This is a genomic window from Wolbachia endosymbiont (group A) of Therophilus tumidulus, from assembly GCF_964277345.1.
Classification (GTDB): domain Bacteria; phylum Pseudomonadota; class Alphaproteobacteria; order Rickettsiales; family Anaplasmataceae; genus Wolbachia; species Wolbachia pipientis.
The window spans coordinates 260,791-286,091 of sequence record NZ_OZ195515.1 but is presented as its reverse complement, the minus strand read 5'-3'; the positions used below and the strand labels follow the sequence as shown (position 1 = coordinate 286,091).

General features: G+C 35.5%; 22 protein-coding genes, 1 tRNA gene and 6 pseudogenes. 20 read left to right on the top strand and 9 right to left on the bottom strand.

Annotated elements, in window-relative coordinates:
• Positions 1-42: 42 nt before the first annotated feature.
• The 5 genes from ACICQD_RS01480 to ACICQD_RS01460 form a co-directional block, all read right to left on the bottom strand.
• Positions 43-369, bottom strand: a complete 327-nt coding sequence (locus ACICQD_RS01480) for a MerR family transcriptional regulator (protein ID WP_006279880.1) — start codon at positions 367-369, stop codon at positions 43-45.
• On the bottom strand, positions 369-674 hold the full coding sequence (locus tag ACICQD_RS01475) for an integration host factor subunit alpha (RefSeq protein ID WP_006279881.1): 306 nt from the start codon (positions 672-674) through the stop codon (positions 369-371). Before ACICQD_RS01475 ends, ACICQD_RS01480 begins: the two co-directional genes overlap by 1 nt.
• A gap of 60 nt (positions 675-734) precedes the next feature.
• Positions 735-1,922 (bottom strand): MFS transporter, encoded by a 1,188-nt coding sequence (locus ACICQD_RS01470; protein WP_141456806.1) that lies wholly within the window; start codon positions 1,920-1,922, stop codon positions 735-737.
• A 694-nt stretch (positions 1,923-2,616) separates the two neighbouring features.
• Positions 2,617-4,119 (bottom strand): leucyl aminopeptidase, encoded by a 1,503-nt coding sequence (locus tag ACICQD_RS01465; protein ID WP_010962337.1) that lies wholly within the window; start codon positions 4,117-4,119, stop codon positions 2,617-2,619.
• A 96-nt stretch (positions 4,120-4,215) separates the two neighbouring features.
• Complete coding sequence (locus ACICQD_RS01460) at positions 4,216-4,857, bottom strand: protocatechuate 3,4-dioxygenase (protein WP_395461496.1); 642 nt, start codon at positions 4,855-4,857, stop codon at positions 4,216-4,218.
• A 424-nt stretch (positions 4,858-5,281) separates the two neighbouring features.
• Here ACICQD_RS01460 and ACICQD_RS01455 point away from each other — a divergent pair.
• The 19 genes and pseudogenes from ACICQD_RS01455 to ACICQD_RS01365 form a co-directional block, all read left to right on the top strand.
• Positions 5,282-5,894 (top strand): annotated as a pseudogene (locus tag ACICQD_RS01455) (DUF6444 domain-containing protein); the annotation flags it as partial.
• Between the two features lie 54 nt (positions 5,895-5,948).
• Positions 5,949-7,328 (top strand): annotated as a pseudogene (locus ACICQD_RS01450) (IS4 family transposase).
• A 7-nt stretch (positions 7,329-7,335) separates the two neighbouring features.
• Positions 7,336-7,713 (top strand): annotated as a pseudogene (locus ACICQD_RS01445) (PD-(D/E)XK nuclease family transposase); the annotation flags it as partial.
• A 420-nt stretch (positions 7,714-8,133) separates the two neighbouring features.
• Complete coding sequence (locus ACICQD_RS01440; RefSeq protein ID WP_264329422.1) at positions 8,134-8,529, top strand: reverse transcriptase N-terminal domain-containing protein; 396 nt, start codon at positions 8,134-8,136, stop codon at positions 8,527-8,529.
• Positions 8,530-8,898: a reverse transcriptase/maturase family protein gene (locus ACICQD_RS01435; RefSeq protein ID WP_395461811.1), complete on the top strand. Its 369-nt coding sequence runs from the start codon at positions 8,530-8,532 to the stop codon at positions 8,896-8,898.
• Positions 8,892-9,869, top strand: a complete 978-nt coding sequence (locus ACICQD_RS01430; protein WP_264711499.1) for a group II intron maturase-specific domain-containing protein — start codon at positions 8,892-8,894, stop codon at positions 9,867-9,869. The genes ACICQD_RS01435 and ACICQD_RS01430 overlap by 7 nt, the downstream gene beginning before the upstream one ends.
• On the top strand, positions 9,866-10,009 hold the full coding sequence (locus ACICQD_RS01425) for a hypothetical protein (RefSeq protein WP_395461495.1): 144 nt from the start codon (positions 9,866-9,868) through the stop codon (positions 10,007-10,009). The genes ACICQD_RS01430 and ACICQD_RS01425 overlap by 4 nt, the downstream gene beginning before the upstream one ends.
• A gap of 209 nt (positions 10,010-10,218) precedes the next feature.
• A pseudogene (locus tag ACICQD_RS01420) lies at positions 10,219-10,567 on the top strand (IS110 family transposase); the annotation flags it as partial.
• Positions 10,568-10,610: 43 nt separating this feature from the next.
• The gene (locus ACICQD_RS01415) at positions 10,611-10,958 is read left to right on the top strand and encodes an IS630 transposase-related protein (RefSeq protein WP_155968342.1); all 348 of its coding nucleotides are present in this window, start codon (positions 10,611-10,613) and stop codon (positions 10,956-10,958) included.
• Between the two features lie 19 nt (positions 10,959-10,977).
• Positions 10,978-11,469, top strand: coding sequence for an IS630 family transposase (locus ACICQD_RS01410; RefSeq protein WP_155968340.1), 492 nt, complete (start codon positions 10,978-10,980; stop codon positions 11,467-11,469).
• Positions 11,470-11,479: 10 nt separating this feature from the next.
• Positions 11,480-12,079: pseudogene (locus tag ACICQD_RS01405) on the top strand (transposase); the annotation flags it as partial.
• A 199-nt stretch (positions 12,080-12,278) separates the two neighbouring features.
• Positions 12,279-12,551, top strand: a pseudogene (locus ACICQD_RS01400) (hypothetical protein); the annotation flags it as partial.
• A gap of 214 nt (positions 12,552-12,765) precedes the next feature.
• Positions 12,766-13,197, top strand: coding sequence for a hypothetical protein (locus tag ACICQD_RS01395; protein ID WP_395461494.1), 432 nt, complete (start codon positions 12,766-12,768; stop codon positions 13,195-13,197).
• A 34-nt stretch (positions 13,198-13,231) separates the two neighbouring features.
• Positions 13,232-14,058, top strand: a protein-coding gene (locus ACICQD_RS01390) for an IS5 family transposase (RefSeq protein ID WP_395461446.1) whose coding sequence is annotated in 2 segments (ribosomal slippage) — positions 13,232-13,619 and positions 13,619-14,058 — 828 coding nt in all. Because the reading frame shifts where the segments join, the coding sequence is not laid out codon by codon here.
• On the top strand, positions 14,042-14,617 hold the full coding sequence (locus ACICQD_RS01385; RefSeq protein WP_395461493.1) for a hypothetical protein: 576 nt from the start codon (positions 14,042-14,044) through the stop codon (positions 14,615-14,617). Before ACICQD_RS01390 ends, ACICQD_RS01385 begins: the two co-directional genes overlap by 17 nt.
• A gap of 63 nt (positions 14,618-14,680) precedes the next feature.
• Positions 14,681-14,758, top strand: a tRNA-Arg gene (locus ACICQD_RS01380).
• An 82-nt stretch (positions 14,759-14,840) separates the two neighbouring features.
• The gene (gene dnaJ, locus ACICQD_RS01375; RefSeq protein ID WP_174515787.1) at positions 14,841-15,959 is read left to right on the top strand and encodes a molecular chaperone DnaJ; all 1,119 of its coding nucleotides are present in this window, start codon (positions 14,841-14,843) and stop codon (positions 15,957-15,959) included.
• 208 nt (positions 15,960-16,167) lie between these two features.
• Positions 16,168-17,802: a ribonuclease J gene (locus ACICQD_RS01370; protein WP_395461810.1), complete on the top strand. Its 1,635-nt coding sequence runs from the start codon at positions 16,168-16,170 to the stop codon at positions 17,800-17,802.
• Positions 17,803-17,807: 5 nt separating this feature from the next.
• Positions 17,808-19,070 carry a Tol-Pal system protein TolB gene (locus ACICQD_RS01365; RefSeq protein WP_006279726.1) on the top strand — a complete coding sequence of 421 codons (1,263 nt, stop codon included), beginning with the start codon at positions 17,808-17,810 and terminating at the stop codon, positions 19,068-19,070.
• Positions 19,071-19,111: 41 nt separating this feature from the next.
• Here the strand turns inward: ACICQD_RS01365 and gatC are convergent, their stop codons facing one another.
• The 3 genes from gatC to ACICQD_RS01350 all read right to left on the bottom strand — a co-directional run bounded on the left by gatC (position 19,112) and on the right by ACICQD_RS01350 (position 21,551).
• Positions 19,112-19,465 (bottom strand): Asp-tRNA(Asn)/Glu-tRNA(Gln) amidotransferase subunit GatC, encoded by a 354-nt coding sequence (gene gatC / locus ACICQD_RS01360; RefSeq protein WP_010962323.1) that lies wholly within the window; start codon positions 19,463-19,465, stop codon positions 19,112-19,114.
• Positions 19,455-20,381, bottom strand: coding sequence for a ribose-phosphate diphosphokinase (locus ACICQD_RS01355; protein WP_209473167.1), 927 nt, complete (start codon positions 20,379-20,381; stop codon positions 19,455-19,457). The genes gatC and ACICQD_RS01355 overlap by 11 nt, the downstream gene beginning before the upstream one ends.
• Before the next feature lie 303 nt (positions 20,382-20,684).
• Positions 20,685-21,551, bottom strand: coding sequence for an ankyrin repeat domain-containing protein (locus ACICQD_RS01350; protein WP_395461492.1), 867 nt, complete (start codon positions 21,549-21,551; stop codon positions 20,685-20,687).
• A 413-nt stretch (positions 21,552-21,964) separates the two neighbouring features.
• Here ACICQD_RS01350 and ACICQD_RS01345 point away from each other — a divergent pair, with 413 nt between their 5' ends.
• The gene (locus tag ACICQD_RS01345) at positions 21,965-23,383 is read left to right on the top strand and encodes a hypothetical protein (RefSeq protein WP_395461491.1); all 1,419 of its coding nucleotides are present in this window, start codon (positions 21,965-21,967) and stop codon (positions 23,381-23,383) included.
• A gap of 628 nt (positions 23,384-24,011) precedes the next feature.
• On the opposite strand, the gene purD is transcribed toward ACICQD_RS01345, so the two are convergent.
• The gene (gene purD, locus ACICQD_RS01340; RefSeq protein WP_395461490.1) at positions 24,012-25,283 is read right to left on the bottom strand and encodes a phosphoribosylamine--glycine ligase; all 1,272 of its coding nucleotides are present in this window, start codon (positions 25,281-25,283) and stop codon (positions 24,012-24,014) included.
• Positions 25,284-25,301 lie beyond the last annotated feature (18 nt).

The window sequence follows — 25,301 nt, the reverse complement described above, 5'->3', positions numbered from 1 at the left end:
AAACTCTCACAAAACTCCAAAATTTTAGCGAGACGTAGTGTTTCACGCCTGCTTGTTACTTTCCTCGTTATTTATTTTACTAGTTAAATAGTCCCTCAAATCGGTGAGTTCTTGCAACAAATTCTTTGTGACTTTTATATCATTACCAAATTCTTTTTGCACTCCTTTTATTGTATATCCTTTATCATATAGCATGTATTTTACTTTCTTTATGGCCTCTATACACTTGCGATCATATAGCCTTCTTCCTTTACGCTTTGTAGGCTTAATTTGATGAAATTGACCTTCCCAAAATCTCAAAACATGCTGTTCCAAATGTAGCTCTTCAGCTACTTCCCCAATCGTATAAAATAATTTTTCCTTGTTCATTAATTATTGATTGATTTTTTTATAATTTTTGAAGGCCTAAAAGAAACTGAATTTCTTGCCTGAATCATCACTTTCTCCGATGTATTTGGTATATTTCCTGGTCTTTCCTTCTTTTTCTTAACCAAGAATGTTCCAAATGACGATATTTTTACTATTCCATCCTTTACCAAGCTTGTCTTTATTTCGTCCAATATATCATCTATTATCGAAACAGAGTCTTCCTTTGATAATCCTATTTCTTGGTTTATATCTCCAGCTATCGTTGCCTTAGTTACTGTTGTGTCTTTTGTTGTAACGTGATCCATTATTGATAAATATTACAATACGTAAATATAATATAGCAATCGATTCGAGATTCAGCTACTTTATTTTTTAGAGTATGTCTCTTTTGTTGCATAATTTAAAATACCGGCAACTATCAATATCGCAAATATTGCAAAAAGTGCCATTTTATGATCTGTAAAAAGTGCTAACATTGACACTATAACTCCACTGCCAATAAACATAAATCCATTGATAATGGATGATGATGTGCTGATGTATTTTCGTTTCACAATCTCGCTGCCGACAGTAAAATTAAGCATATGTCCTCCCGCAAAAAACCCGAACATTAACATACAAAAGTACACAACGTGGACTGTTAAATGGCTGTATAGTAAAATAATAATTGAGACGCCTTGCAATAAAGCAAAAGCAGAAATTACATGTTTCCTATTTTTAAATAAGTTTGAGATTCGATCTGCAATTGGAGCACCAACTGCAAGACCAAGCCATAGTATTGCAGTTGCTATACCTGACTCCATTGCATTGAGTTCTGAGTTGCCCAGTAACCTTGGAGCCCACAAGGTATTAAGTGCTAAAAATGTTCCAAAAGTAATAGCACCCACCACTGAAGTTATCCAGATATCTCTTAATTTTAGCACTGTTAATATAGAGCACATTACTGTCTTCATAGAGCTTTTTATTGTGCGCTTTTCTGAGCTGCTTTCTGGAAGTGTGTTTGGACAAAAAAGCGTAAGTACAAATATCAACACACCAAATAGTATTATGCATACAATCAGATTTTTCCAATATGCATCTTCGGCAAGCAAGTTAGAGAACAGTATTTGAATTACCAAAGCAGAAAGGCTTGAAATTGTCTGCACTAGTGAAAACATTAGTCCAAATTGGGCAGCGGAAAAACATATGCTACTTGTGTGAGCAGCACCAATAAAACCAAATGATGCTCCAGTTGCAATCAACACTTGAGACAAAATCAAATGGGAGAAATTGTCACTATTAATAAGGACAAAAAACCCCAAGATCATAGTTGATAACGAGAAAAAATAAATTTTTTTACTGGAAAAAACATTAAACGTTGCTCCACTAAAAAATTGTAAGATGGCGAAAGTCCAAGTATATGCTGAATTAGCCAGTGCAACTTGCGCGATTGTAAGTCCAAGTTCCTTTTCGAGATTTACACTTATAAAGGTATAAATTATCTGCATGTTGCTGAATATAACAACCAAGTTACTAATCAGCCAAATGAACCAAGCCTTAGCTCTGCTTTCCATAAGATTTATTTTTATAAGTAATCTATTAGAAATTTAACACTAAGTCTCTTTTTAAGCTATTGTTTCCTGACTACTGTTATAGCTAACCCAAAAAACGGTTTCCCTACGTCATGCCGCCGCGGTATCTCTTAGCCGCTAACAAGCAGCGGGATGACGATTGTCAGGGTGTCATCCCAGCGCCCCTATGATGTCATCCGAGTAGCCAACACTGGTTTCCATCCAAGACGGTGTCATTCCAGTGCTTGACACTGGAATCCAGACTTTAATTGTTATACTTGTAAATAATCTGGTGAAAATAAACGTTCATCTCAAAATGCAGTATTTTTGTTGAAATAGCTCAACTGGATCCCAGTGTCTGGGCACTGGGATGACACCATAGGAGGCTACTTGGATGACAAAAAAAGGAGCACTGGGATGACAGCAGTCCTACGTCATACCGCCGCGGTATCTCTAGATCCCGCTAACAAGCAGCGGGATGACGAGCTTATCGTCACGCCGCCACGAACCGTCATACCGCGATTCATTCGCGGTATCTCAGCCGCTAACAAGTAGCGGGATGACGGTTGTCAGGGTGTCATGAAAGTAGCTGACACTGGAATCCAGAAAAAAAGAAATATGTATCAGCTACTTTCATTTGCTGCGCCTCGAAAATAAACGTTCATGTAGCTAAGCCATAAATCCAGTATAAAGACCTTTAATCATTGGCTTCGTAGTACTTCTCAACCAACTTATTAAGTAACCTTACACCAAAACCTACTGCTCCTCTTGGACAAATGTCAGTACCTTTCTCGTGCCAAGCAGTGCCTGCGATATCTAAATGTGCCCAGCAAGTTTCATTCACAAAACGCTGTAAAAACTGTGCAGCCATTATGCTATCTCCACCAGAGCCTGCAGGAGCGATGTTTTGAACATCAGCAATCGGTGAATCAATAATTTTGTCATAAGTTTCATTCATAGGAAAACGCCATAACTTCTCATTTACTTCATTTCCTGCATCAATCAGACGGTTTGCTAATTCATCATTATTTGAAAAAAGACCAGCATATTCGTTATTTCCAAGTGCAACCACTATAGCACCAGTTAAAGTTGCAAGATCAATCATAAATTTTGGTGAGAATCTATCTTGCGTATACCATAAAGCATCTGCAAGTATGAGCCTTCCTTCTGCATCGGTGTTCAACACTTCTATTGTTTGTCCAGACATTGAAGTTACTACATCACTTGGTCTTTGAGCATTACCACCCACTGCATTTTCTGCAAGTGCGACCACACCGATCGCATTTACTTTTGCTTTTCGTCCTGCTAAAGCATGCATCACCCCAACCACAGTAGCAGAGCCTGCCATGTCATATTTCATTGACTCCATACCACGTGAAGGTTTGAGTGATACTCCACCAGTGTCAAACGTTATACCTTTACCAACAAAAGCTATAGGCTTTTGTTCTTTAGAAGCTCCATTCCATTTTATCACTACTAATTTTGGTTCTTTACTACTTCCTTGTGCAACTCCAAGCAAGGCTCCCATTTTTTTCTCTTCCATCTGCTTTTTATCAAGCACCTCGATTTCAAGGCCAAGCTTAGTAAGTTCTTTTTTTATATGATCAGCATAGGATTCTGGATATAGAATGTTAGGAGGCTCTGTTATAAAAGAGCGCGCAAGGAATATACTCTCACCTTCTTGCCTTAAGTGCTCAAATGATCTTTCAGCATTACTTAATTGTTCATCTTTTACTAATACGGTAATCTCCTCTACCTCTGTAATTTTCTCATCCTTTTTAGTTTTATACTTATCAAACTTAAAACTACGCAGAAACGCACCATATGCAACATTTGCTGCACTACCTTCGATTAAAACCGCTGCTTTTTTAATTTTTAATCTGCTTAGCTCACAATATATTTTACCACCAATATTTAATTCTTTATTTTCATTCCATTCATCCTTCTTACCCAGTCCAACAACTATAACATTTTTTTCTTCTGGTAAAGCAGTAGAGAAAAATTCACCAAAACTTCCATTGAAATCGCTAAATTGCTTTATATTATCTATGACCTGTTTTCCTTGCAAAACTCCGCCATCATTTACGGTTTCGTTGTCTTCAAATAAACCCATTACTATTGTTTTAAAATCGGGCGAAATTTTAGAAATTGTTATTTTCATTGCTGGTATCTCCGTTGCAAATAATTGTAAACTGTACATAAAACATAGCAAAAACATCAGTAAGATATTTTTCATATACATCCTAAGTACAATAACACTTAAGTTTACTATGGACTCCCTTACATGCAAGGTTTTTTATCTTTTATTAGAGAACTTATTATATCCGCCCAAGGTAATGTTAAACGTATAGGTTTTTATGACCTGATCACTGTAAGTAAATGGTGTTATGAGAAGGCTTGCAAGCCCATTACTAACAAAATCTTCAAGAACAGGATCAGCGCAATTATCGCAATTATGGTCAGCAAAAAACATTTGCGTTGTGAATTCTGGAAAATCCGGATGTTGAACTAGAAAGTTGATATGTGGAGCTCTATCACCAATTTTACCAGGTGATATCGTAATAAAATTATAATAGCCAAGATTATTCACTACAAACCTTCCTGATCCAGCAAAATTCAGATCATCCTCTATATTCTTATCGTAATGGTTCACGCCGCGTGAATTCGCGTGCCATATAGAAACTACAGCATTTTGTATTGGTAAGCAGTTTATATCAGTAATTCTACCCACTATGTGTATTAATTCCCCTATTGCACTATTTGGAGAACCAGGTTTCCTTCTTAAATTGTTTGAAGAGCTAAAATTTTTTGGCCTTGCATCAAGGTCATATATTTCCGGAGTTTTAATGCAGTTGAGCAAAACAGGATCAGCTGCAAATAGCGGCAAACTGAATATCATTTGTACTAAAAGTGCTAACAAGATATTTTTCACATTCATTTCATTTATAATAGACTTCTTGCATAACCATATAACAAACTTTTATTGGAAATAGAAACGAAAAAACTTGCTTGACACCCTTCGCCAGCCCCCTTATCATGAAACTGAAGGTATTCAGTTATCTTCATCTGTGCAGATTAAACAGCAAGAAAACAACGTAGTTGGCGTCTTATTTTTAATTTTTTGCACTATGTGCACCTTATGTCTTCACAATATTTCTAGGTTTTTACCTACACAAGCTGAAACGCGCTATTTAAAACATTAAAAAACGCCAACTTAAAAAATGGATAGTGAATAACTAGCTACCCTAGGGTTTCTTTTGCCTTTTTTTCTGTTTAGTAAATTGTATCCGTTCAGCGGAGTGGTAGAATAAGGTAGACAAAGCAAGATAATAAAGATAATCATAGAGCAAAAGTGAGGTAATGTGGTAAACCTTTTAGAACTTTGCAAAAATTTACAGCAAAAAATAGAAAAACTGAAAGCAGAGATAGAAAACTTAAAAGCAGAAAATAAAGCTTTAAAGATAGAGAACGCTGAATTAAAGGAAAGGCTTGGTTTAAACTCGAAAAATTCATCTCTACCGAGCTCTAAAGAATTGTACAAAACAAAAAAGGACAAGCCAAAAAGCGAAAGGAATGTTGGCGATCAGGTTGGGCATAAAGGAAATTTTCATGCCACAATGGAAGCGGATAAAGTAGTAAAAATAGAGTTGCCTAATATTTGCGAATGCGGAGGAGAGCTTGTAATATGCGAAAAACCTTATGTTCACCAAAAAGTTGATCTTCCGGAAATTAGGCCTTATGTAGTAATTGGAACATGGTCGTTGTTGGAGATGCAGAAAAAGAAAAAGTAGCAAGTTACCAGAAGGTGTTACGCCAGATACATTTGGTCCAAGGGTTAAGTCTATAATTGCAGCACTCAGCGGATTTTACAAAAACTCAAAGCGTGAAGTGGCTAGTATCATAAATGACATTTTTAATTTGAACATAAGTGTTGGCAGCATATCAAATCTTACTATTACCCACAAATATAAATGTACTTATAAATAAAGTATTACAATATTAAAGTTTGCAAATATTGAGGGTATAAAAATGGCAAACGAGAGTAATGAATGGGCTAAAAATGAATTTGGAGATGCTGTACTTGGAGATAAAAGATTAACTGACCGATTAGTAAAGATTGCTGATAGTTTGATAAGTTTACCTGAAAGCTCAATTAATGAGGCATGCGGAAGTTGGTCAGAAGCAAAAGCAGCATAACGTTTTTTTCAAAATGAGAACGTAAAAGAAGTCGATATTCTAGCTTCACACATTGATAAAACAGTTGAAAGAACAAAAGCTCATAAAAGAATTCTTGTGATTCAAGATACAACTTATATTTCATACTCAAGCCATAAGCGGATTGGGAACTATTGCTGGAAAAGGAGCAGTAATGCATACAGCCCTTGCTGTTAGTACGGAAGCTGGGAATACTGGATCAAAAGATTTACTCGAGGCAACTCATTTCTGAAGAAGAAAAAAGACTAAAGAGCCATCGTAACAACGTTCATATTGAGGATAAAGAAAGTATGAAATGGCTAGAAAGTTTAAAGAAAACAAATAATATTATAGATCTGGCCCAAACCGAAGCTATAACTGTATGTGACAGAGAAGCAGATATGCATGATTTTTTTGAACTTGCACATAATCTTAACTCAGCAATTTTAGTAAGAGCTCGCCACAACAGAAATGTAAATAAAAAATTCATGCATACCAGGAACAAGCAAAAATTATGGTCATTTATCCAAGGCCTCCCTTGCGCTGGAAAAGTAGAAGTTGAAATCCCTGCTAGAGATAACAAGCAAAAAAGGACAGCGTTTTTAGAAATTAGATTCGGAAAATTTATCACATGAAGGCCATATAAAATGTAAAGAAGGTCACATAAAATATAAACCGACAGAGTCTACAACTTCACGCAATTCATGTTGTTGAAAAAAACTCTCCTCCCGAAGCAAGTCCTCTAGAGTGGATGCTTTTTTCCGGTCAGTACTTTTGAAGAAGCTGTTGAAAAAGTTAGTTGGTATTGTTTGAGATGGAAAATAGAGATATTGCATAAGATTTTAAAATCTGGTCTCAAAGTTGAGGAATGTAGACTTGGAACAGCAGAAAGATTAATGAGGTATTTAACAGTCATGAGCATTATTGCTTGGAGAATTTTCTTTATTACATCAATTGCAAGAACTAACCCAACATTACTATGTACTGCCTTATTAGCTGAGGAAGAATGGAAAGTTTTATATGTTAAAATACACAGGAAACCATGTCCAAATATAGCCCCTACTATAAAAGAAGCCGTTTCGTGAACTTGGAGGTCATTTAGCAAGAAAAAGCGACCCAAAACCAGGACCAATTACTCTTTGGAAAGGGTGGAGACGTCTCTTTGATCTAGCAGAAGGATGGAGACTTGCTCATGAACCTCATATTTGTGGGTAATAGTAAGGTTTCTAAGGGAGGGAGTAGTAGTAATACTGCTTCCTTACCTGACCAGTTTGCTCGTGATAAAGGTTTTGAGAAACGAGCTCAACTATATGCTGCTAAGGCTTACTCAAGGCAAGCTGATAAATCTGGTAAGTACATTGATTTAAAGAAGGTTTTCTTTATTGCTATCTCTAATTGTAATTTATTTCCTGATAAGCTTGATTATATATCCAGCCACACTATAAGAGATGAGAAAACCAATGAGCATGACTTAAAAGATTTTCAATTTGTATTTATTGAACTACCTAAATTTCCTAAGAATAAGGAAGAACAGCTAGAAAGCATAGTGGATCGTTGGTTATTTTTCTTCAGTGCGACCCGGAAAGCCGTGGTTTTGTGATGGTTAAATTCCATCTTCCCTAGACATCGGGGATAATGTATGTCTCACATTTCAAAGGATGGCAACCTTTGGGATGCAAGCATGAGATAAAAGCAGGTAACACTAAACCTCATGGTGAATCCCTGCAAACAGAGTTAGATATGATTACGAGAGGAACCTATGTTTGAATTGTCGTCAAAGCATAGTATGCGAAAAGAGGTTGAACTACGCATAGACCAAAATGGTACGAAGCAAAAGGGGAACTAAAGATTGAAGACTTTAGTTATTGATGTTCCCAGCTTCCGGCAAATAGTAGGAATCTAAGTTTAACGTGAAACGAAGCTATGGAACGGAGTAACCACATAAAAGCTCTTATATTCATTAAATATAAGTAGGTAGCCAACCACAAGCTGCTATGTGGAAGGATTGTTTAAGAAGCTAATGCCCAAAGTAATATCTGGGATATGCAGACGTAAACACTTTAATTTGGAAGGTAAAGTGGTGAATAGTAGTGAATATGTTATGGACCAGCAAAAAGCTAGGTATGAATGGAATGGAATTCCTTGGCGAAAGCTGAAGAAATCTTCATTTAAGCTACAAAAACGAATTTACCAAGCCTCTAAATGTAATGATATCAAAAAGATGCATAATCTTCAAAAATTATTGCTCAAATCAACAAGTGCAAAAACACTCGCTGTTAGGAAAGTAACACAGGACAATAGGGGGAAGAAGACTGCAGGTATTGATGGAAAGGCTAATCTTAATCAAAAAGAAAGATTACAACTATCATATTCTTTAGATATAAAAGAAAAAGCAAAGCCATCAAGACGCGTCTGAATCCCAAAACCTGGTAAGCCATCGGAGAATCGCCCGCTTGGTATACCTACTATATCACAAACACTTGTAAAAATGGCTTTAGAACCAGAATGGGAGGCAAAACTTGAGCCAAACACTTATGGTTTTAGACCTGGTAGATCATGTCATGATGCAATTGAAGCCATATTTGATGTGCTAAAACAGAAAACAGCATATGTATTAGATGCTGATATTTCTGGATGTTTTGACAATATTAACCATAATAAACTGCTTGAAAACCACACCAACGTTAAAGAAAATCATAAGAAGATGGTTAAGGGCAGGCGTTATGGAAGATGGAAAGTTTCAATCCACAAAACGTGGTACAATTCAAGGAGGCACCGTTGCTAGCTTGTGTTGCATTACACGGATTAGAGCAACATGTCAAAAAAGCATTAACAAACGAACTCTTTCAATGCATGAAAAGAAAATATGGTAGGATATCGCATAAAAACGCGCAAAAGTCTATTAGTGTAATTTTCTACTGTGATGATTTTGTCATAATACATGAAAACGAAGAGATTATTCTTAAAGCAAAAATTTTAGTTGAAGAATGGTTAGAAACCATTGGACTAAAATTAAAGCCCTCTAAAACAAGAATTTCTCATACATTAAGAACCATTGACGAAACAAAACCAGGATTTGATTTTCTTGGATTTTCAATAAGACAATATCCAACAAAAGAAAGTAAAAAAGGTTACACATTATTAATAAAACCAAGTCGTAATTCTATAAAGCAGCATACATTTGCTATTAAACATAAACTTAGAGAAATGCGTGGGGCGCCACAGGAAGTAATAATAAGGAATCTCAATCCAATAAACAGAGGATGGAGTCAATATTACTCTTCGGTAGTTTCATGTAAAATCTTTAGCTCATTGGATAATACTATACATAGAAAGCTCTGGAAGTGGGCAGTCTTTAGGCACCCAAACAAAGGGAAATGCTGGATAAAAAGAAAATACTTTAAAAAGTATAATAACGATAACTGGCGTTTTATGACAAGTAACAAGATACATCTTATTATACACAGCGATCATGTTATTAAACGACATATCAAAGTGCAAAAAACCAGATCTCCATATGATGGTGATTGGGTATATTGGGGTAATCGTCTTAGAGAAATACCAGATAAGCCATCGAGAGTAATAAAACTATTGAAGTTACAACAAAGTAAATGCGGTAATTGTAGACTATGGTTTGAAAGTGATGATATAATAGAAATACATCATAAAGACCGGAATAGACGAAACAATATGATCAAAAATTTATCTTTGTTACATGGGCATTGTCACGATGAATTACACAGGAGGTGTGCATGACAAGCACCAAATTAGAGAGAAGCCGTATGAGGCGCAAAGTCTCACGTACGGTTTTGAAGTCGAGTGAGGAGGGGCGACCTTCTTCACTTAGACAACAATATGCAGATGAAACTACGGAAGAAGACTTAAGGCAATTGTAAGTTAAAAACGTGATATAAAAGAGATAAGAGAGAAAGATAACCCTGCTCACTAGGAATAGCGGGCGTGCGCGACCGAAAGGAAATTGGTATTACAACCGTTGGTATCAAGGTACGCTAGCCCTATCTCTCGATACGTTTGAATAGTTGCTTGGGACATATATATGCACCCGTTTACAATCTTAAATTAACTAAAACTATCGAGGTTTATTATGGTTACATCTTATCAAAATTTTATTGGCATTGACATCGGAAAATTTAAAAATGTCGTTGCAATTCACAAACAGAAGAATGCTGTCGAATTTGATAATAATGCTTCTGGTTGGCAACAATTATTTCAAGAGTTTTCAGATATTCTACCTAATGCTTTAGTGACTTTAGAAAATACAGGGAAATATGAGCTTGGCTTATCACATTTTCTTACCGACAAAAATATTGCCGTGCATCGAGCTAATACTCGTAAAGTAAAAAGCTTTATTTTATCTCACGGAACTTTAGCAAAGTCTAGATGCAAGAGCTCTTGCTCAATATGGATTTGAACGCCATAGAACTATAGTACTTCCCAAAGTAAATGATAAAGGTATAATAAGCTATTTGAGTTATAATGGCGTATAGTGTGGATTTAAGGGAAAGGGCAGTATCGATGATAGAAAAAGGGAAGTCAAAGGTTGAGGTGGCAGAGCTTTTGGAGATAGGAATAGCAACTCTGTACCGCTGGTTAAGAAAGAAAGCCGCTGGTGAAAGCCTAAGGCCATCGAAAAACGGCAGCTTTATTCGAAAAATAGACCCAAAAATACTCGAAGAATATGTTAAAAAGAATCCAGATCATACGCTGGCAGAGATGAAACAAAATCTTGGATTTGGAATAAATTCAATTTGGTATAGGCTGAAACAGCTAAGAATTACTTTAAAAAAAAGTTACACTATATCAAGAGCGCAATCAAGAAGATAGGCAGCGATTTACCGATAAAATCTCAAAAATAGACCATTCCAGCATCTTATATATAGATGAAGCAGGAGTTGATAATAGGTTATACCGAGAGTATGGACGTGCTCCAATAGGAAAGAAAATTTATGCAGATATTCCAGGAAGAAAACGAGAGAGAATCAGTATAATAGGCGGGTGGATTGGAAAGAGATTTATTGCACCAATGACTTTCAAAGGTGGGTGTGACAAAGAGGTATTCAATACATGGTTAGAGAAGATGTTATTACCTAAATTGCCACATGGTACTACAATAGTTATGGACAATGCCACATTCCATAAAACTCCCAAAACAAAGGAGTTAATAGATAATGCTAGATGCCGTTTGCTCTATCTACCAACATATTCACCAGATTTGAACCCTATAGAGCATTGTTGGAATACCATCAAAAGCCGCCTCAGACCTTTAATGCATAAATATACAGACTTACAACTTTTGGTTGGTAATACCATAATGGAAATTTATCATTCATTTTAGAAAATACTATATCTCTCTATTTGTACCTACCTCTACAGAACAATCAACTTTGGCTGCACTTTGTCAACGTCGTGATGATATTACGCAAATGAGAACTCAAGAAAAATGCAGACTTGAAGCACCGGAAAATGATCATATAAAAGAAAGCTGTCAAAAGACCATTGAGTTTTTCGATAGTCAAATAAACGAACTCAATGATACTATACAAAAGATTATTGATGAAAGCCGCGAATTACAACAACGCCAAAAAATTCTTAAAACAGTTCCTGGAATAGGTAAAAAGTTATCACAAGATTTTTTGTGTTTAATGCCAGAGCTTGGTTACTTAAATAGAAAAGAAGTAGCAAGTCTTGCCGGAGTTGCACCGCATCCAAAAGAAAGTGGTAAAGCTGTTGGTTACCGAAGGATTACAGGTGGTAGAAGTAACGTTCGTTCAAAGCTCTTTACAGCCGCTATGGCTGCTACAAGGTCAAAATCTATACTTGGCGCCTTTTATTCTAAGCTTGTTGAAAGTGGTAAGAAGAAGATGGTGGCTATAACAGCCCTAATGCGTAAAATTATAGTAATTGCTAATACAAGACTTAAAGAAGCAATTAATTTGCATACTTAAAAATCTTCACAACGGTAACTGAAATTGGCTAATGAATATGTGCGTCCACACAGACTTAAAGCACATATTCATTAGCTTAAGCAGAAATTGCTGTGGTAGCTGTTTGATATAAAATTCTATTTCTATGACAAACGGGTTTTTATTGCCCATATAATTTGCAAAATTACACAAATAAAAAAATTTTTAAAAAACATAGTTGATAGCAGAAAAAGCACCAATAATAAAGTTAGCCTACGATGAATTAGACAGGTTTAGCTGGAATGAAAAAGATTTAGTAGCATATGAAGAAAGAATAATGGATCTGCGGAAAGAAGAAGCCATTCTTGAATACAAACTTGAGGAAGGTATAGAGAAAGGAAAAATCGAAGTTGCAAAAAATTTACTTAAAGCTGGTGTATCTGTTAATTTAATAGCTGAATCCACTGGCCTTTCTCAAGCTGAAATTGTACAGCTTAAGCAAGAAGTGGCCTAAGTATCACGTTTTTCAGGGCTTTTTTAGCTCGGCAGTGGTCTGAAAAGTCCATTTTTCACTTTATAAAATGTTTATATTTTACCACCTACTTTATTTGAATAAGTTCTTCTGCCACACTCTGAACGGATACTTGAATCAGGCTCAAGTTGACAAGTAGATGTTATCTTGTTATAATAAATATTTATTAATTTAATCTTAACTTAAGAGGGTATTTATGGTAGCAAGTGATAGTGTTTTAAAAAGGTATGCGTTAGCCTATATAAAGAAATTAGGTAATAATAATAATATTGAAGGGTTTCTACAGTATTGTAATAATACACCGAATTTAACTTGGAGCAAGGAGAATTTTAAAAATGTGTATGAAGAATTTACACATCCAAATTCAAGCAATAGGCACGATACAGGAAGCAGAAATGATCAATATAACGCAGGGAATAACGCACAACCTACAGGCTCTCAGATTACACATATACATGTACACAATAGAGGTTTAGACTTTTGGGATTATTTGCTATTACAATGCTGGATGGATTCTTTATTCGGTGGACGTGGTCACACTACGGTTAATAATATAACGAATATTAACAATGGTAATACCACTCATCAAGGGAGAAAAGAGAATAGACTTCTTTCGAAACTAGGATAAAGCAGTAAAAATAGTAATTTTGAGGTAAGGAGAAATGAAGTATGAAATAGTGAAAGAGCTCGATAAAGGGGAGTTTCGTCGACTAACAGGAGTAAAGAGATCAACATTTAACAAAATGGTAGGGATTTTATGTGAAGAAAATAAAAAAAAGAAAGCCAAAGGAGGAAGGAAAAATAAGCTAAACGAGGAGAATATGCTGCTCATGGTATTAGAATACTTACGAGAATACCGTACATATTTTCACATAAGTCAAAGTTATGGAGTAAGTGAAAGTACGGCATATAAAACTGTAAAATGGGTAGAGGATACTCTAATACAACACCAAGATTTCGCATTGCCAGGACGAAAAGAACTCCTAAAAAGCGACGTGAAATATGAGATTTTGGTGATTGATGCAACGGAAACACCTGTAGAGAGACCAAAAAAAAGCAGAAAAGATTTTATTCAGGAAAGAAGAAAAAACATACGCTAAAAACACAAATAATTGCAGAAAAGAAGAGCAAGAAAATTATTTGTACGTCATTTTCAAACGGGAGAAAGCATGACTTTCGGCTTTTCAAGGAGTCAAAAGTGCATGTATCAGAAGGTATAAAAGTTTTAGCCGATGCTGGCTATAGAGGTTTTCAGAAAATTCACAAAAATGTCGAGTTGCCACACAGAAGGATGAAAAAGAGTCCCTTAATTAAGGAAAAAAAGGTAGAAAATCGGGAGCTAGCAAGCAAAAGAGTAGTAGTTGAGAATGTAATTGGTCTGTTAAAAAGATTCAAAATTATTGCAGACAGATACCGCAATCGGAGAAAACGTTTTGGCTTGAGATTCAATTTAATAGCAGGAATTCACAATTTTGAGCTGTCTATATGAGTTTCGAAAGAGGTCTAATAAAAAAGAATCAGAAGACAGTAGAAAGCTATTAGCTTTGGGTATAGTAGCTGCAGTTGTGTGTGTTGCTTTCCATGCTGGTATGTGTTTTTGGTATAACAGCAGCAGAAAAGTGGCTAGAAAAGAAGAAAAAATAGATTACCTGGATAGTAAATTTAAAACGTTCAGAAATATAGAATTTGCGGTTGGCGTTGTTTCTTTGGCAGCTTTGGTAGCTTGTGCTGTTTACCCAGTCTTACCAGTGTGGGGTTTAGCTATCCTTGGCGTTAATTCTCTCGTATGTTTTGCTGGTGGTTTAGCTTTTCATATGAAGCATGAGGAAGAATCAGAAAATATCGAGAAAGCTAAAGGAGCGGTAGATAGCTGTCTTAGACAAGGGCATGGTTATGGAGATTCTTCTCGTTATGATGCACCACCTCCTTACTTTTCTCAAGATCCTAATACTACTCCAACTGCTCCTCCTTGTAGTGAATTTGATAATTCTAATGCGAAACGGCAGTTTGAGAATTGTGAGGGGTTCACGTATGATAGAAATCAATAGTTTTATTTTTAGCCAAATTAATTGAATCAAGCCACAAAATCTGCTAAAGTTAACTTTATGAAAGCACCCTTAGCTCAGTTGGATTAGAGCATTTGACTACGGATCAAAAGGTCGGGCGTTCAAGTCGCTCAGGGTGCACCACATTTTATAGGAAGCAGAAGTCACACTTGAAATTAATATATGCAATACCTATCTTTAAAGGTTAAGCACTAAACTATTATATATGAGCAAAAAAGACTACTATGAGCTACTGGAAGTAGGCAGAAATGCCAGTATTGATGAGATAAAAAAAGCGTATAAAAAATTAGCGTTAAAATATCATCCTGATAGAAATCCTGGCAATCAAGAAGCAGAGGAAAAATTTAAAGAAGTAACAGCTGCATATGAAGTTCTGTCTGACTCTGAGAAAAGGGCAGGCTATGACCGTTATGGCCACGAAGGTGCTTCTGGTGGATTTCAAGGCTTTAGCTCTGCAGGAGATTTTAGCGACATATTCAATGACTTCTTTGGTGGAGGATTCGGTGGTGGTGCAAGTAGATCGAGAGCAAAAAGAAGTACAACAGGAGTATCTGGAGCAGACCTACGTTATGATCTTGAAATTACCTTAGAAGATGCATTTAAAGGAATACAAGCGCCTATACATTATGTGACAAATGTAAAATGTGATACATGCCAAGGCACAGGTGGCGAAGGAGCAATTAAACCAGTTCAGTGCCACACATGCCAGGGAAGCGGTAGGATTAGAACTCAACAAGGCTTTTTTACCATCGAAAGAACATGTACTACATGCTATGGGGAAGGAGAAATAATACAAAACAAATGTAAGAAATGTGGTGGAAGTGGACGTAGAAGAGATGAAGTAAATATATCCGTTTCAATTCCAAAAGGCATAGAAGAAGGAGCTAAGGTAAGGATAAGTGGTAAAGGAGAAGCTGGAACAAAAGGTGGAAAAAGTGGAGATTTATACGTATACGTGAAAATAATTTTCCATAAAATCTTTGCTAGAAATAAAGCAGATTTACACTGTAAAGTGCCTATAAGAATGACACTAGCAGTGCTTGGTGGTGAAATCGATATTCAATCAATTGATGGAGCTAAAATAAAAGTAAAGGTCCCTGAAGGCACTCAAACTGGTACCAAACTACGTTGTAGGGAAAAGGGTATGCCATATATGAACTCACATGCTCGTGGTGATTTATATGTACAGGTAATAGTTGAGACTTTAAATCCAAAAAATTTAACTAAAAAGCAAATTGAACTATTAAAAGCGCTTGAAGAAGAGGAAAATGCAAGTGTACAACAGCAATCTGAAGGGTTTTTTAGTAAAGTAAAAAAAAAATAAGAAATCTGCTAAATGACATAAAGGGGTAACTGTTTACGGGTTTTCATTTAATCCTGCAATTCTTTGACCTTATTAATGGAAAACTTAACAATAGTGTTATTATTAGCCAACAGAAACTTCTTAGTTCCTTAAAACTATGTAAAAGCAATAAATTTCTTTATTTAAGGTCGAAGTTTTGCTATTCTCAGGTTTTAATAATTTAAATTTAATGAATATAAACAAAAATGAGTTTTTATTTCTTCCGCTTGGGGGAGTAGGAAGAATCGGGATGAATGTTAGCCTATATCATTACCAAGGTAAGTGGATTATGATCGACCTTGGTGTTGGTTTTGCAGATGAAACTATACCAGGTGTTGAGCTGCTCATTGCTGATATAGATTTTATTGCTCAAAGAAAAAAAGATTTACTTGGAATAATAATTACACATGCACATGAGGACCACTGCGGTGCAGTGCCCCACTTGTGGGAAGAGTTGCAGTGCTCCATATATACAACAAAGTTTACGGTTAATTTTCTTAAAGAGAAACTAAAAGAATTTCGATTGGAAGGTATAGTGCCTGTGAAAGAGGTAGACATAAATGGCAGCATAAATTTGGGTCCTTTTACCGTCGAGTTTATAAATGTAACTCATTCAATTCCTGAGGCAAATTCAATATTAATTAGCACTGAAATGGGTAGTGCACTCCATACCGGAGACTGGAAATTTGATCCAAAACCTGTTGTTGGATTAACTTCTAATATGGAGCGTCTAAAAGAAATTGGCGATAAAGGTGACCTGCTTGCAGCAATTTGCGATTCAACCAATATATTAAGCAAGCATCACCCTGAGTCAGAAGGTGAAATTTATAATAATATTTATAACATAATAAAGCGGTCTAAAAAATTAGTTGCTGTTTCGCTATTCGCTTCAAATGTGGCACGAATTGAAACGATAAGCCAAGCTGCAAAAGCACTAAATAGAAAAGTAGTTTTACTTGGTAGATCTTTATGGAGAATAGTGAAAGTTGCGCAAGATAGTGGTTATTTAACTGATTCTCCTCAGTTTCTTGAAGCAAAGGAAGCAGTAAATTTTCCAAGGGAAGAACTGGTGCTACTTTGCACAGGTTGTCAAGGTGAGCCACTGGCAGCTACCGCAAGACTTGCTGCTAAGAGTCATCAAGCATTTAAAATGCAGCAAGGTGATACCATGATCTTTTCGTCAAAAATCATTCCTGGAAATGAAACTCGTGCGCACAACATGCTCAATGCCTTTATTGAGATGGGGGTAGAAGTTATTACTGAAAAAACAGAGCATGTTCATGCTTCTGGGCATCCAACAAGAGAAGAGCTAAAGGAAATGTATTCTTTAATAAAACCGAAGATGTCTATTCCAGTTCACGGCGAATATATTCACACGCATGCACATGTAAAATTTGCTAAAGAGTGCGGTGTGGCAAAAGCAATAATGATTGCACCAGGTGATATTGTTAATTTGGAGAACGGAGAAAAGGTTGATTCAATTGATGTTGACTACTTTGGTATTGATGGTATGTTGCTACGTCATCCGGAGAGCAGTGTTATAAAAATGCGTAAAAGAATGAGAGATGCCGGAGTTATTGTGGTAACAGCAGTTGTAAACAAGAAAAATAAATTGCTTGCTAAACCAAAAGTATTTGTACCTGGTGTTTTTGAAGTGCTAGAAGATGCAGCTACCATACAGAAAATTGTCAAGAAAGTTGAGTCGTTGTTTAGTTTGCAGCCAACAAAAAAAATTAAAAATAAGATTGAAAGTTCAATATTGAGTATCTTAAAGGAATATTTACTAAAAAGACCTATAATTGAGGTTCAGATAGAACAGGTATGAAATGAATGAAGCTATTCGTTCATCTGGTGTTATTTATTTCGTTATTTATTCCTTATTTTACAAAAGCTGCTTTATATGTTGATATAAAAAAAAGCAGTGTTGGTAACATTGGTCTTGTTGTATCTAAATGTACATGTAAAACAGCGTTGGAAAGCGAATTAAGCGAAAATATTGCAAAGGTAATAGGAACAAATTTATCTAATTGTGGCTTATTTAATGTAAAACGTGGCGCGGAAGCTGAATCTAAATCTTGGAAAAGCGATACTGTAGTCACAGTAAGTTTAAGCGAAATATCTGGTAGTGCATTAGAGCTATCATTTCGTTTATTTGACGCTTTTACAAAAAGAGAATTACTTACTCAGTCAGTTGTTTTTCCAGCAAAAGACTGGAGAAAAATTGGTCACCTCGTTTCGGATGTGATACATGATAGATTAATTGGTGAGAAAGGGCACTTCAACACAAAAATCACGTATATCGCTGAAGAAAAAGATAGCAACTACAAATCTGTGCGTAAAATTGCTGTGATGAATCAAGATGGAAGTAATATAAAATACTTAACAAATGGCGATAGATTTGTGTCAACACCGAGATTCTCACCAAATGGAAAGGGCATTGTTTATATCTCGTACGCAAATGGTAAAAGTTATATAATATTAAAAAATTTAAAAGATAACACTGAATCAATAATCAGCGCATTTGAAGGAGTTGTTTCTGCACCAAGATTTTCTCCCGATGGTAAATCTCTTTTAATTTCCCACTCATTGGGTGGTGAAACGAATATATTATCTTTGGATTTAAGTAGTAAACGAACAAAAAAAATTACTAAAGGTTCAGCTATAAGCACTTCTCCCTCTTTTTCTCCAGATCAAAAGTATATGGCTTTTAGTTCTGATATAAGTGGGAGTCAGCAACTGTACGTTATCGATTTTACTAACAAAAGTAAAAAACCTAAAAGAATTAGTTTTGGAAGTGGAAGATATGCTACGCCTGTTTGGTCGCCAAAAGGAGATCTGATAGCTTTTACAAAGATTCAGTCAGGAAAATTTTACATAGGAGTTATGAAGCCAGATGGCAAAGAAGAACGTCTGCTTTCAGAGGGGCATAAAATTGAATCCCCGGCATGGTTACCAAATGGTAGAGAAATCATTTTTACAAGAACAGAATCACCAAGCAACTCTAAACTATATTTAGTAGACTTAGTAAAGAAAAATCAAAAAATGGTTTCCACTCCCACAAATGCTTCTTTACCGGATTGGTCTTATTTTTGAAAGTAGATCTATTATAGATTTGATATGAGCCTTATTTTACTTTAATTGCTTATAACCTTTGGCACTACGAAATACCCATGCTCAGGTTTTGTATTGGACAATATCTCTTTTTTAATGTTTTGAGAATTTATAACATCATCGCGTACATGAATGTCCTTGTCTATGCTGCCATAACGCATAGGAGAAACACCTTCAGTATTAACTTGCAATAAAGTATCATGTATCCAATCCAGCATTGTCAGTTCTTTGGAGTAGTGATCAATCTCGTCATTTGATAACTTAATCCTTACAAGCTGTGCAATTTTAAGCATTTCTTCTTTGGTAATTGTTATTTTTCTCTTATTTGCAAATTCTATTAGTGAAGTAATAACGTCTTCTGTTGACTTAGCTGGCATCTTTACCTCCTTGGATAAAGTGAGTTAAAATATCTACGACCGAAACAACTTCTATTTTACCAGTTTTTTCAAATTTGTGAAGTATGGTATCCGTAATCACTAATTTATCTAAAGAAGAGGAAGAGATTTTCTCAACTGCACTTCCTGAAAGCACGCCATGTGTGATGCATGAAATTACGGACTTTGCTCCGTGGCCTTTTAAAGCAAGAGCTGCATTACACAATGTTCCACCAGAGTCAACTATATCATCAACAATGACACAATTTTTATTTGCAACTTCTCCTATTATGTTCATTACTTGAGATGTGCCTGCTTTCTCCCTATATTTATCTACTACAATAATCTTATCACTTAACCCTATCTTGTACTTTTCCTCTAAAGTCTTTGCAAAAGCACGTGCTCTACCAATTGCTCCAACATCAGGTGCAACAATTGCCAAATTTTCCGTGTGTATAGAGTCAACAAATGCTTCAAAGCAGTTCAAATTAGTTATCGGTACATCAAAGAATCCTTCAATTTGACTTGAGTGCAAATCAATAACTGCAACACTACTTGCACCTGCAGTTTGAATAAGATTTGCAACTAATTTGGCACTTAAAGCAGACTGCACATTATTGTTCTTGATAATTCTATCTTGCCTGCTATATCCATAATAAGGGATAATTACTACTATCCTTTTGGCTCCTAATCTATTTACTGCATCAATTATAAGCAGAAGCTCCATAAGATTATCATTCACAGGGGGAGAAAGAGATTGTATTATATATACTTCTTGATTATATAGATCATTTGCTACTTCTACATTTACCTCACCATCGGTAAACTTTGATATCCAAGCAGAGGATGGTTGAACATCTAGCCGGTTAACTACTGATTCCCCTAATTCCTTACTAGCATTACCTATTATTATCTTCATAACGCACTAATTGAGTTTTTAAGATTATACAGAAATTGTGAAATAATTGAAATGTAAGTGTCTTTATCTAGCATTCTTGTCGGTGAATTAGGTACCTCTTGTACAATGACCTGTCATTTTCACGCGTTGTTTCAATATACAGACCCAAATTGAAACAACTATACAAAATCCTGCTTATGTTTCAAGATAAATGACTTTAATGAAATATAATTTATCTAGTCATTTGTATCTGCTAACATACTACACTTCCCATTGTAGAGCCTCTGCAACTTACTGAAATTTATAATCGCTTTATAAAAAGCTTTATACTCTTTGCTTAATTGGAGGCGCTACCTCTGCACTTTCTGCTCTGTCTAGGGTACTACTTGGTTTTTCTGCAGTAATTTTTTGAGTGCTACCATCTGCCTTATTCTTGATATCTGCTCCATATGATCTTAATACTTCAATAGCTTTCTCGTTTCCACTATTCAGCGCAATATCCAAAGCATCCATTCCATCATTATTTTTGTGGTTGATAAAATTCTCTAACTCAAAGATTTTTATACATTGCTCAATGATGAATTCTACCACTTTTCCAGGGCAATTATTAGCGGCAGGAAAGAGTACTGCATTGTTATTATTGTCTTTCTTTGTTACATCTGCTTTGAGCTTGTCTATCAAATACTTGATAATTTCTATTCTGCTATCATCTTCCGCTTCAGTGCACTGCCTAGCAGCTAAAAACAGAGCTGTTCGCCCATTATTGTCCACATCTTCGATATTTTGCCCCTTATTAATTAAGGCTTGTATTATATTTTTATTCCCATACAAAGCAGCAAAGTGAAGAGGAGTATACCCTTCGGTGCTTTCTCTTTCATTAATCAATGCACCATGGCTAGCTAGTAATTCTATAAATTCTGGCGTATTTGCAAAAACTGCAAAGTGCATTGGTGTTAGATCATCTTTACCATGATTTTGAGTTTTTGCATTAACGTTTGCTCCATTTTTTATCAGCAATTTTGCTATTTCTAATTGTTTGCGTCCGATGGCAATATGCAGTGGCGTACGATTGCGTTCATAATGATCATTGACGTTTGTGCCACACTTTATTAGTAGTTCTGCAGCTTCAATATTACCTTCCTGAATTGCAACGTATAAGGAAGCATATCCATCTTTTGTTTCCTCTGTCATACGAAATTGCGAACATGTTAGTTCATATATTATTAAGGATTATTATTAAGTTTTTATTAATACAATATTAATGTAGCGGGATGACGAGCTTATCGTCATCCCGCCGCGAACCGTCATACCACTGCGAACCGTCATACCGCCGCGGTATCTCTAGATCCCGCTAACAAGCAGCGGGATGACGGTTTTTCAAATTATCGTAAGTCAGTTTAGCTATAGCTACAAGTTTCATTCTTCCCTTACAAATAACTTTACTGCGTCCTTTTTTCGGATTCAGAATTAGCAAGAAACGTTCTTGTAAGGTGGTCTACTAAAATTTTACTTTATAAAACAATGTCTGAACTATGCAATTAATACATTATCAACACAACTGATTCATAAAAGCAAATATTATAACCACGAAGAGAGAAAATGTTATGCTTAGTTTAATAAGAAAGACCTTGAGAAAAAAAATGACTCATCAGGTAAACGATTCGAAATTGAAAGAGAAAGATGAAAAAAGTATTTTAAAATTAGCATCAAAAATAGAAGGCAAAGAAAGTAGCATTGCTGAAGAACTAGAAAAAATATCTGAAAAGGAAAAACAAAGAATTCTTACTACGGAAGTAAGCAAACATCGGGGTAAAGAACCAACTATTATATCACTTGCTTATGCTATACTACGTAAAGATAGTATAGCTGTTGAGAAAATGTTAAGAGTAGCTAAAGAAAACGGTATTCTGAAAGACATTCTTGACGCAACAACAACTATAAAATATCCAGGTGGTCAGGAAGAAACTTGCACACCACTTACTTATGCCATATTATGTAAAAATAGCAAAACTATTGAAGAAACTTTAAAAGTCTCTAAAGAAAACGGTATTCTGAAAGATATTCTTAACGCAACAACAACTATAAAATATCCAGATGGTCGGAGAGTAACTGTTACACCACTTGCTTATGCTATACTACGTAAAGATAGTATGGCTGTTGAGAAAATGTTAAGAGTAGCTAAAGAAAACGGTATTCTGAAAGACATTCTTGACGCAACAACAACTATAAAATATCCAGATGGTCAGGAAGAAACTTGCACACCACTTGCTTATGCTATACTACGTAAAGATAGTATAGCTGTTGAGAAAATGTTAAGAGTAGCTAAAGAAAACGGTATTCTGAAAGACATTCTTAACACAACAATAACCATAAAACATAAAAATAATCAAAAAGTAACTGATAAGTTACTTGCCGCATTACATGATCGCAAAGTTATTCAAGAAATTTTAGACATAGCTAGAGAAAACGATATTCTGAAAGACATTCTTAATGCAACAATAACTATAAAATATCCAGATAGTGAAGAAAAAATCTACACACCACTTACTTATACAATATCATGTAAAAGCAACGAAGCTTTTAATACAACAAGAGCTATAAATCAAGATGGTCAGGAAAAAACTCACATCCCATTTCCTACCCTTGATAAAAGAGAAACTGAATTAAAATTAAAAGAAAAAAGACAAAGTAGAAGAGATGAGGGATTAAATTTTAACAATGGTAGTAGTGACAAAAATGTTGAAATAAAAGTTAATGGGGATATCTTGTTGCAGCATAGTAGTGGAACTAAAAATGAAATAAATCATACTGCTGTACGTAATGATGTAGGGGGGGTAAAGCTTCCTATAGAAAGTAGAACAAATGTTAAAGTACGGAATATAAGTGGATGCAAAGTAATGACTGTAGCTTCTATGGTGATTGAGTTGGTAGATAGTAAAGCGACATGTGTACTGTTAAAACCCACCACTAAATTGGAAGAAGTAGCTATAACATATTTTCAAGGTTTAACACTATATTTATGAAACTTAATTTATATGTGCTAAACAAGATGCTGATTAGTTTTATAGCTAACCCAAGAAAGGTTTCCCTACGTCATACCGCCGCGGTATCTCTAGATCCCGCTGCGGGATGACGATTGTCGTTTAGCCATAAATATTTAAGAAATTTACCAAATGAAAAAAAAGGCAAAAGAAGCCCTGGGGTTATTATCTGCTTTAAAATATTGGCGTTTTTTATGTTTTAAACGCTTGACAAGCAAGATTTAGCTGCTTTTAATTGCAACTAACCTATGCTGCAAATGTTTAAGAAATTTACCAAGCAGAAAAAAAGACAAAGAATCCCCGAGTTAGCTAGTCTTTTACTATCTCTGTCGAGTATTGGCATTTTTTGATGTCTTGTAACGCTTTATAAGCGCGTTCAGCTTATTTAGATAAAAATCTAGATGTAGATGAAGTTTTGTAAAGACATACAGTATCTATATACTGCAAAAAATTGAACATAAGACGCCGATACATTAAGTAATCCTTACCTTTTAATCTGCAGATTGGCGAAAGCAAATACAATAGCTTCAGTTTCATGATAAGGGGGCTGGCGGAGTTTGTCAAGGAAGTTTTTCGTTTCTGTGAACCACCTGCTAACCGACAGCTAACATTAACTACCGATATCGTATCTGAAGAAGCCCCCTGGCCATTCTAAAAAATTTAATGCTGAGTACACCTTACTTTTGGCTTCCTCTATAGTGCTCCCTTCTGCTACTATATTTAGCACTCTTCCGCCATCGGAAACTAAGTTACCACTTTCATCGAATTTAGTACCAGCATGAAACACCAACACACCAGGAATGCTTTCAATCTTATCTAATCCTTTAATTACTTCTCCCTTTTGATAATCACCCGGATAGCCTTTACTTGCAACAACTACACAAACTGTAGATTTGTTGTTAAGTTCCACCATTTTGACATTTAACTTTCCTTCTGCAACTGACAACATCAATTTTAACAAATCGCAATTTGAATCAAATCTAGGTAATATAGATTGCGTTTCTGGATCACCGAATCTAACGTTATACTCGAGAAGTTTTGGGCTATCTTTGCAAATCATTAAACCAGCAAAGAGTACTCCTTTATAAGGCGTACCCATGTTAACCAATGCTTGAGCTGTAGGGTATATTATTTTTTGGATAATTTTTTGCTCCATGTCCTTACTTATAATTGAAGGTGATGAGTACGACCCCATACCTCCAGTATTTTGGCTTTCATTACTTTCATCAACTCTCTTATAATCTTTTGCACACCCAAGAGTTACTACTTTCAACCCATCAATAAGAGCAAAAAAACTTACTTCTTCTCCAACTAAAAACTCTTCTATGATTATTTCTTCACCTGATTCACCAAATTTTTTCTCCACTAGCATTGAATTTATTGCTGAAAAAGCTTCGCTTTCTGTATTACATATAACCACCCCTTTTCCTGCTGCAATTCCATTTGCTTTCACTACAAGTGGAAACTTTATTTTATTGCTACGTACAAAATCTTTAGCTAACCCTTCATCAACAAAACACTCGTACTTGGCAGTTGGTATACCATATCGTTTACATAGTCCCTTGGTGAAAGACTTCGATCCCTCAAGTTTTGCAGTTGCTTGACTTGGAGCAAAAACATTTATTCCCTCTGCAACTAAATCATCAGCAAGCCCATCAATTATTGGTTGTTCTGGACCAATAACAACCAACTCTATATTTTCTCTCTTGCAAAATTGTGTAACATCCACTGAATTTTGAATATTTACATCCACAAGAGCCCCAAGATCTTTCATAGCTTGGCGACCAGGAGTTACATATAACTCAGTCAAGATAGGAGATTTTTTTAGAGCCCAAAGTAGAGCGTGCTCACGCCCACCAGAACCTATAACCAGAACCTTCATCTTTATTTCCTCGCTTTT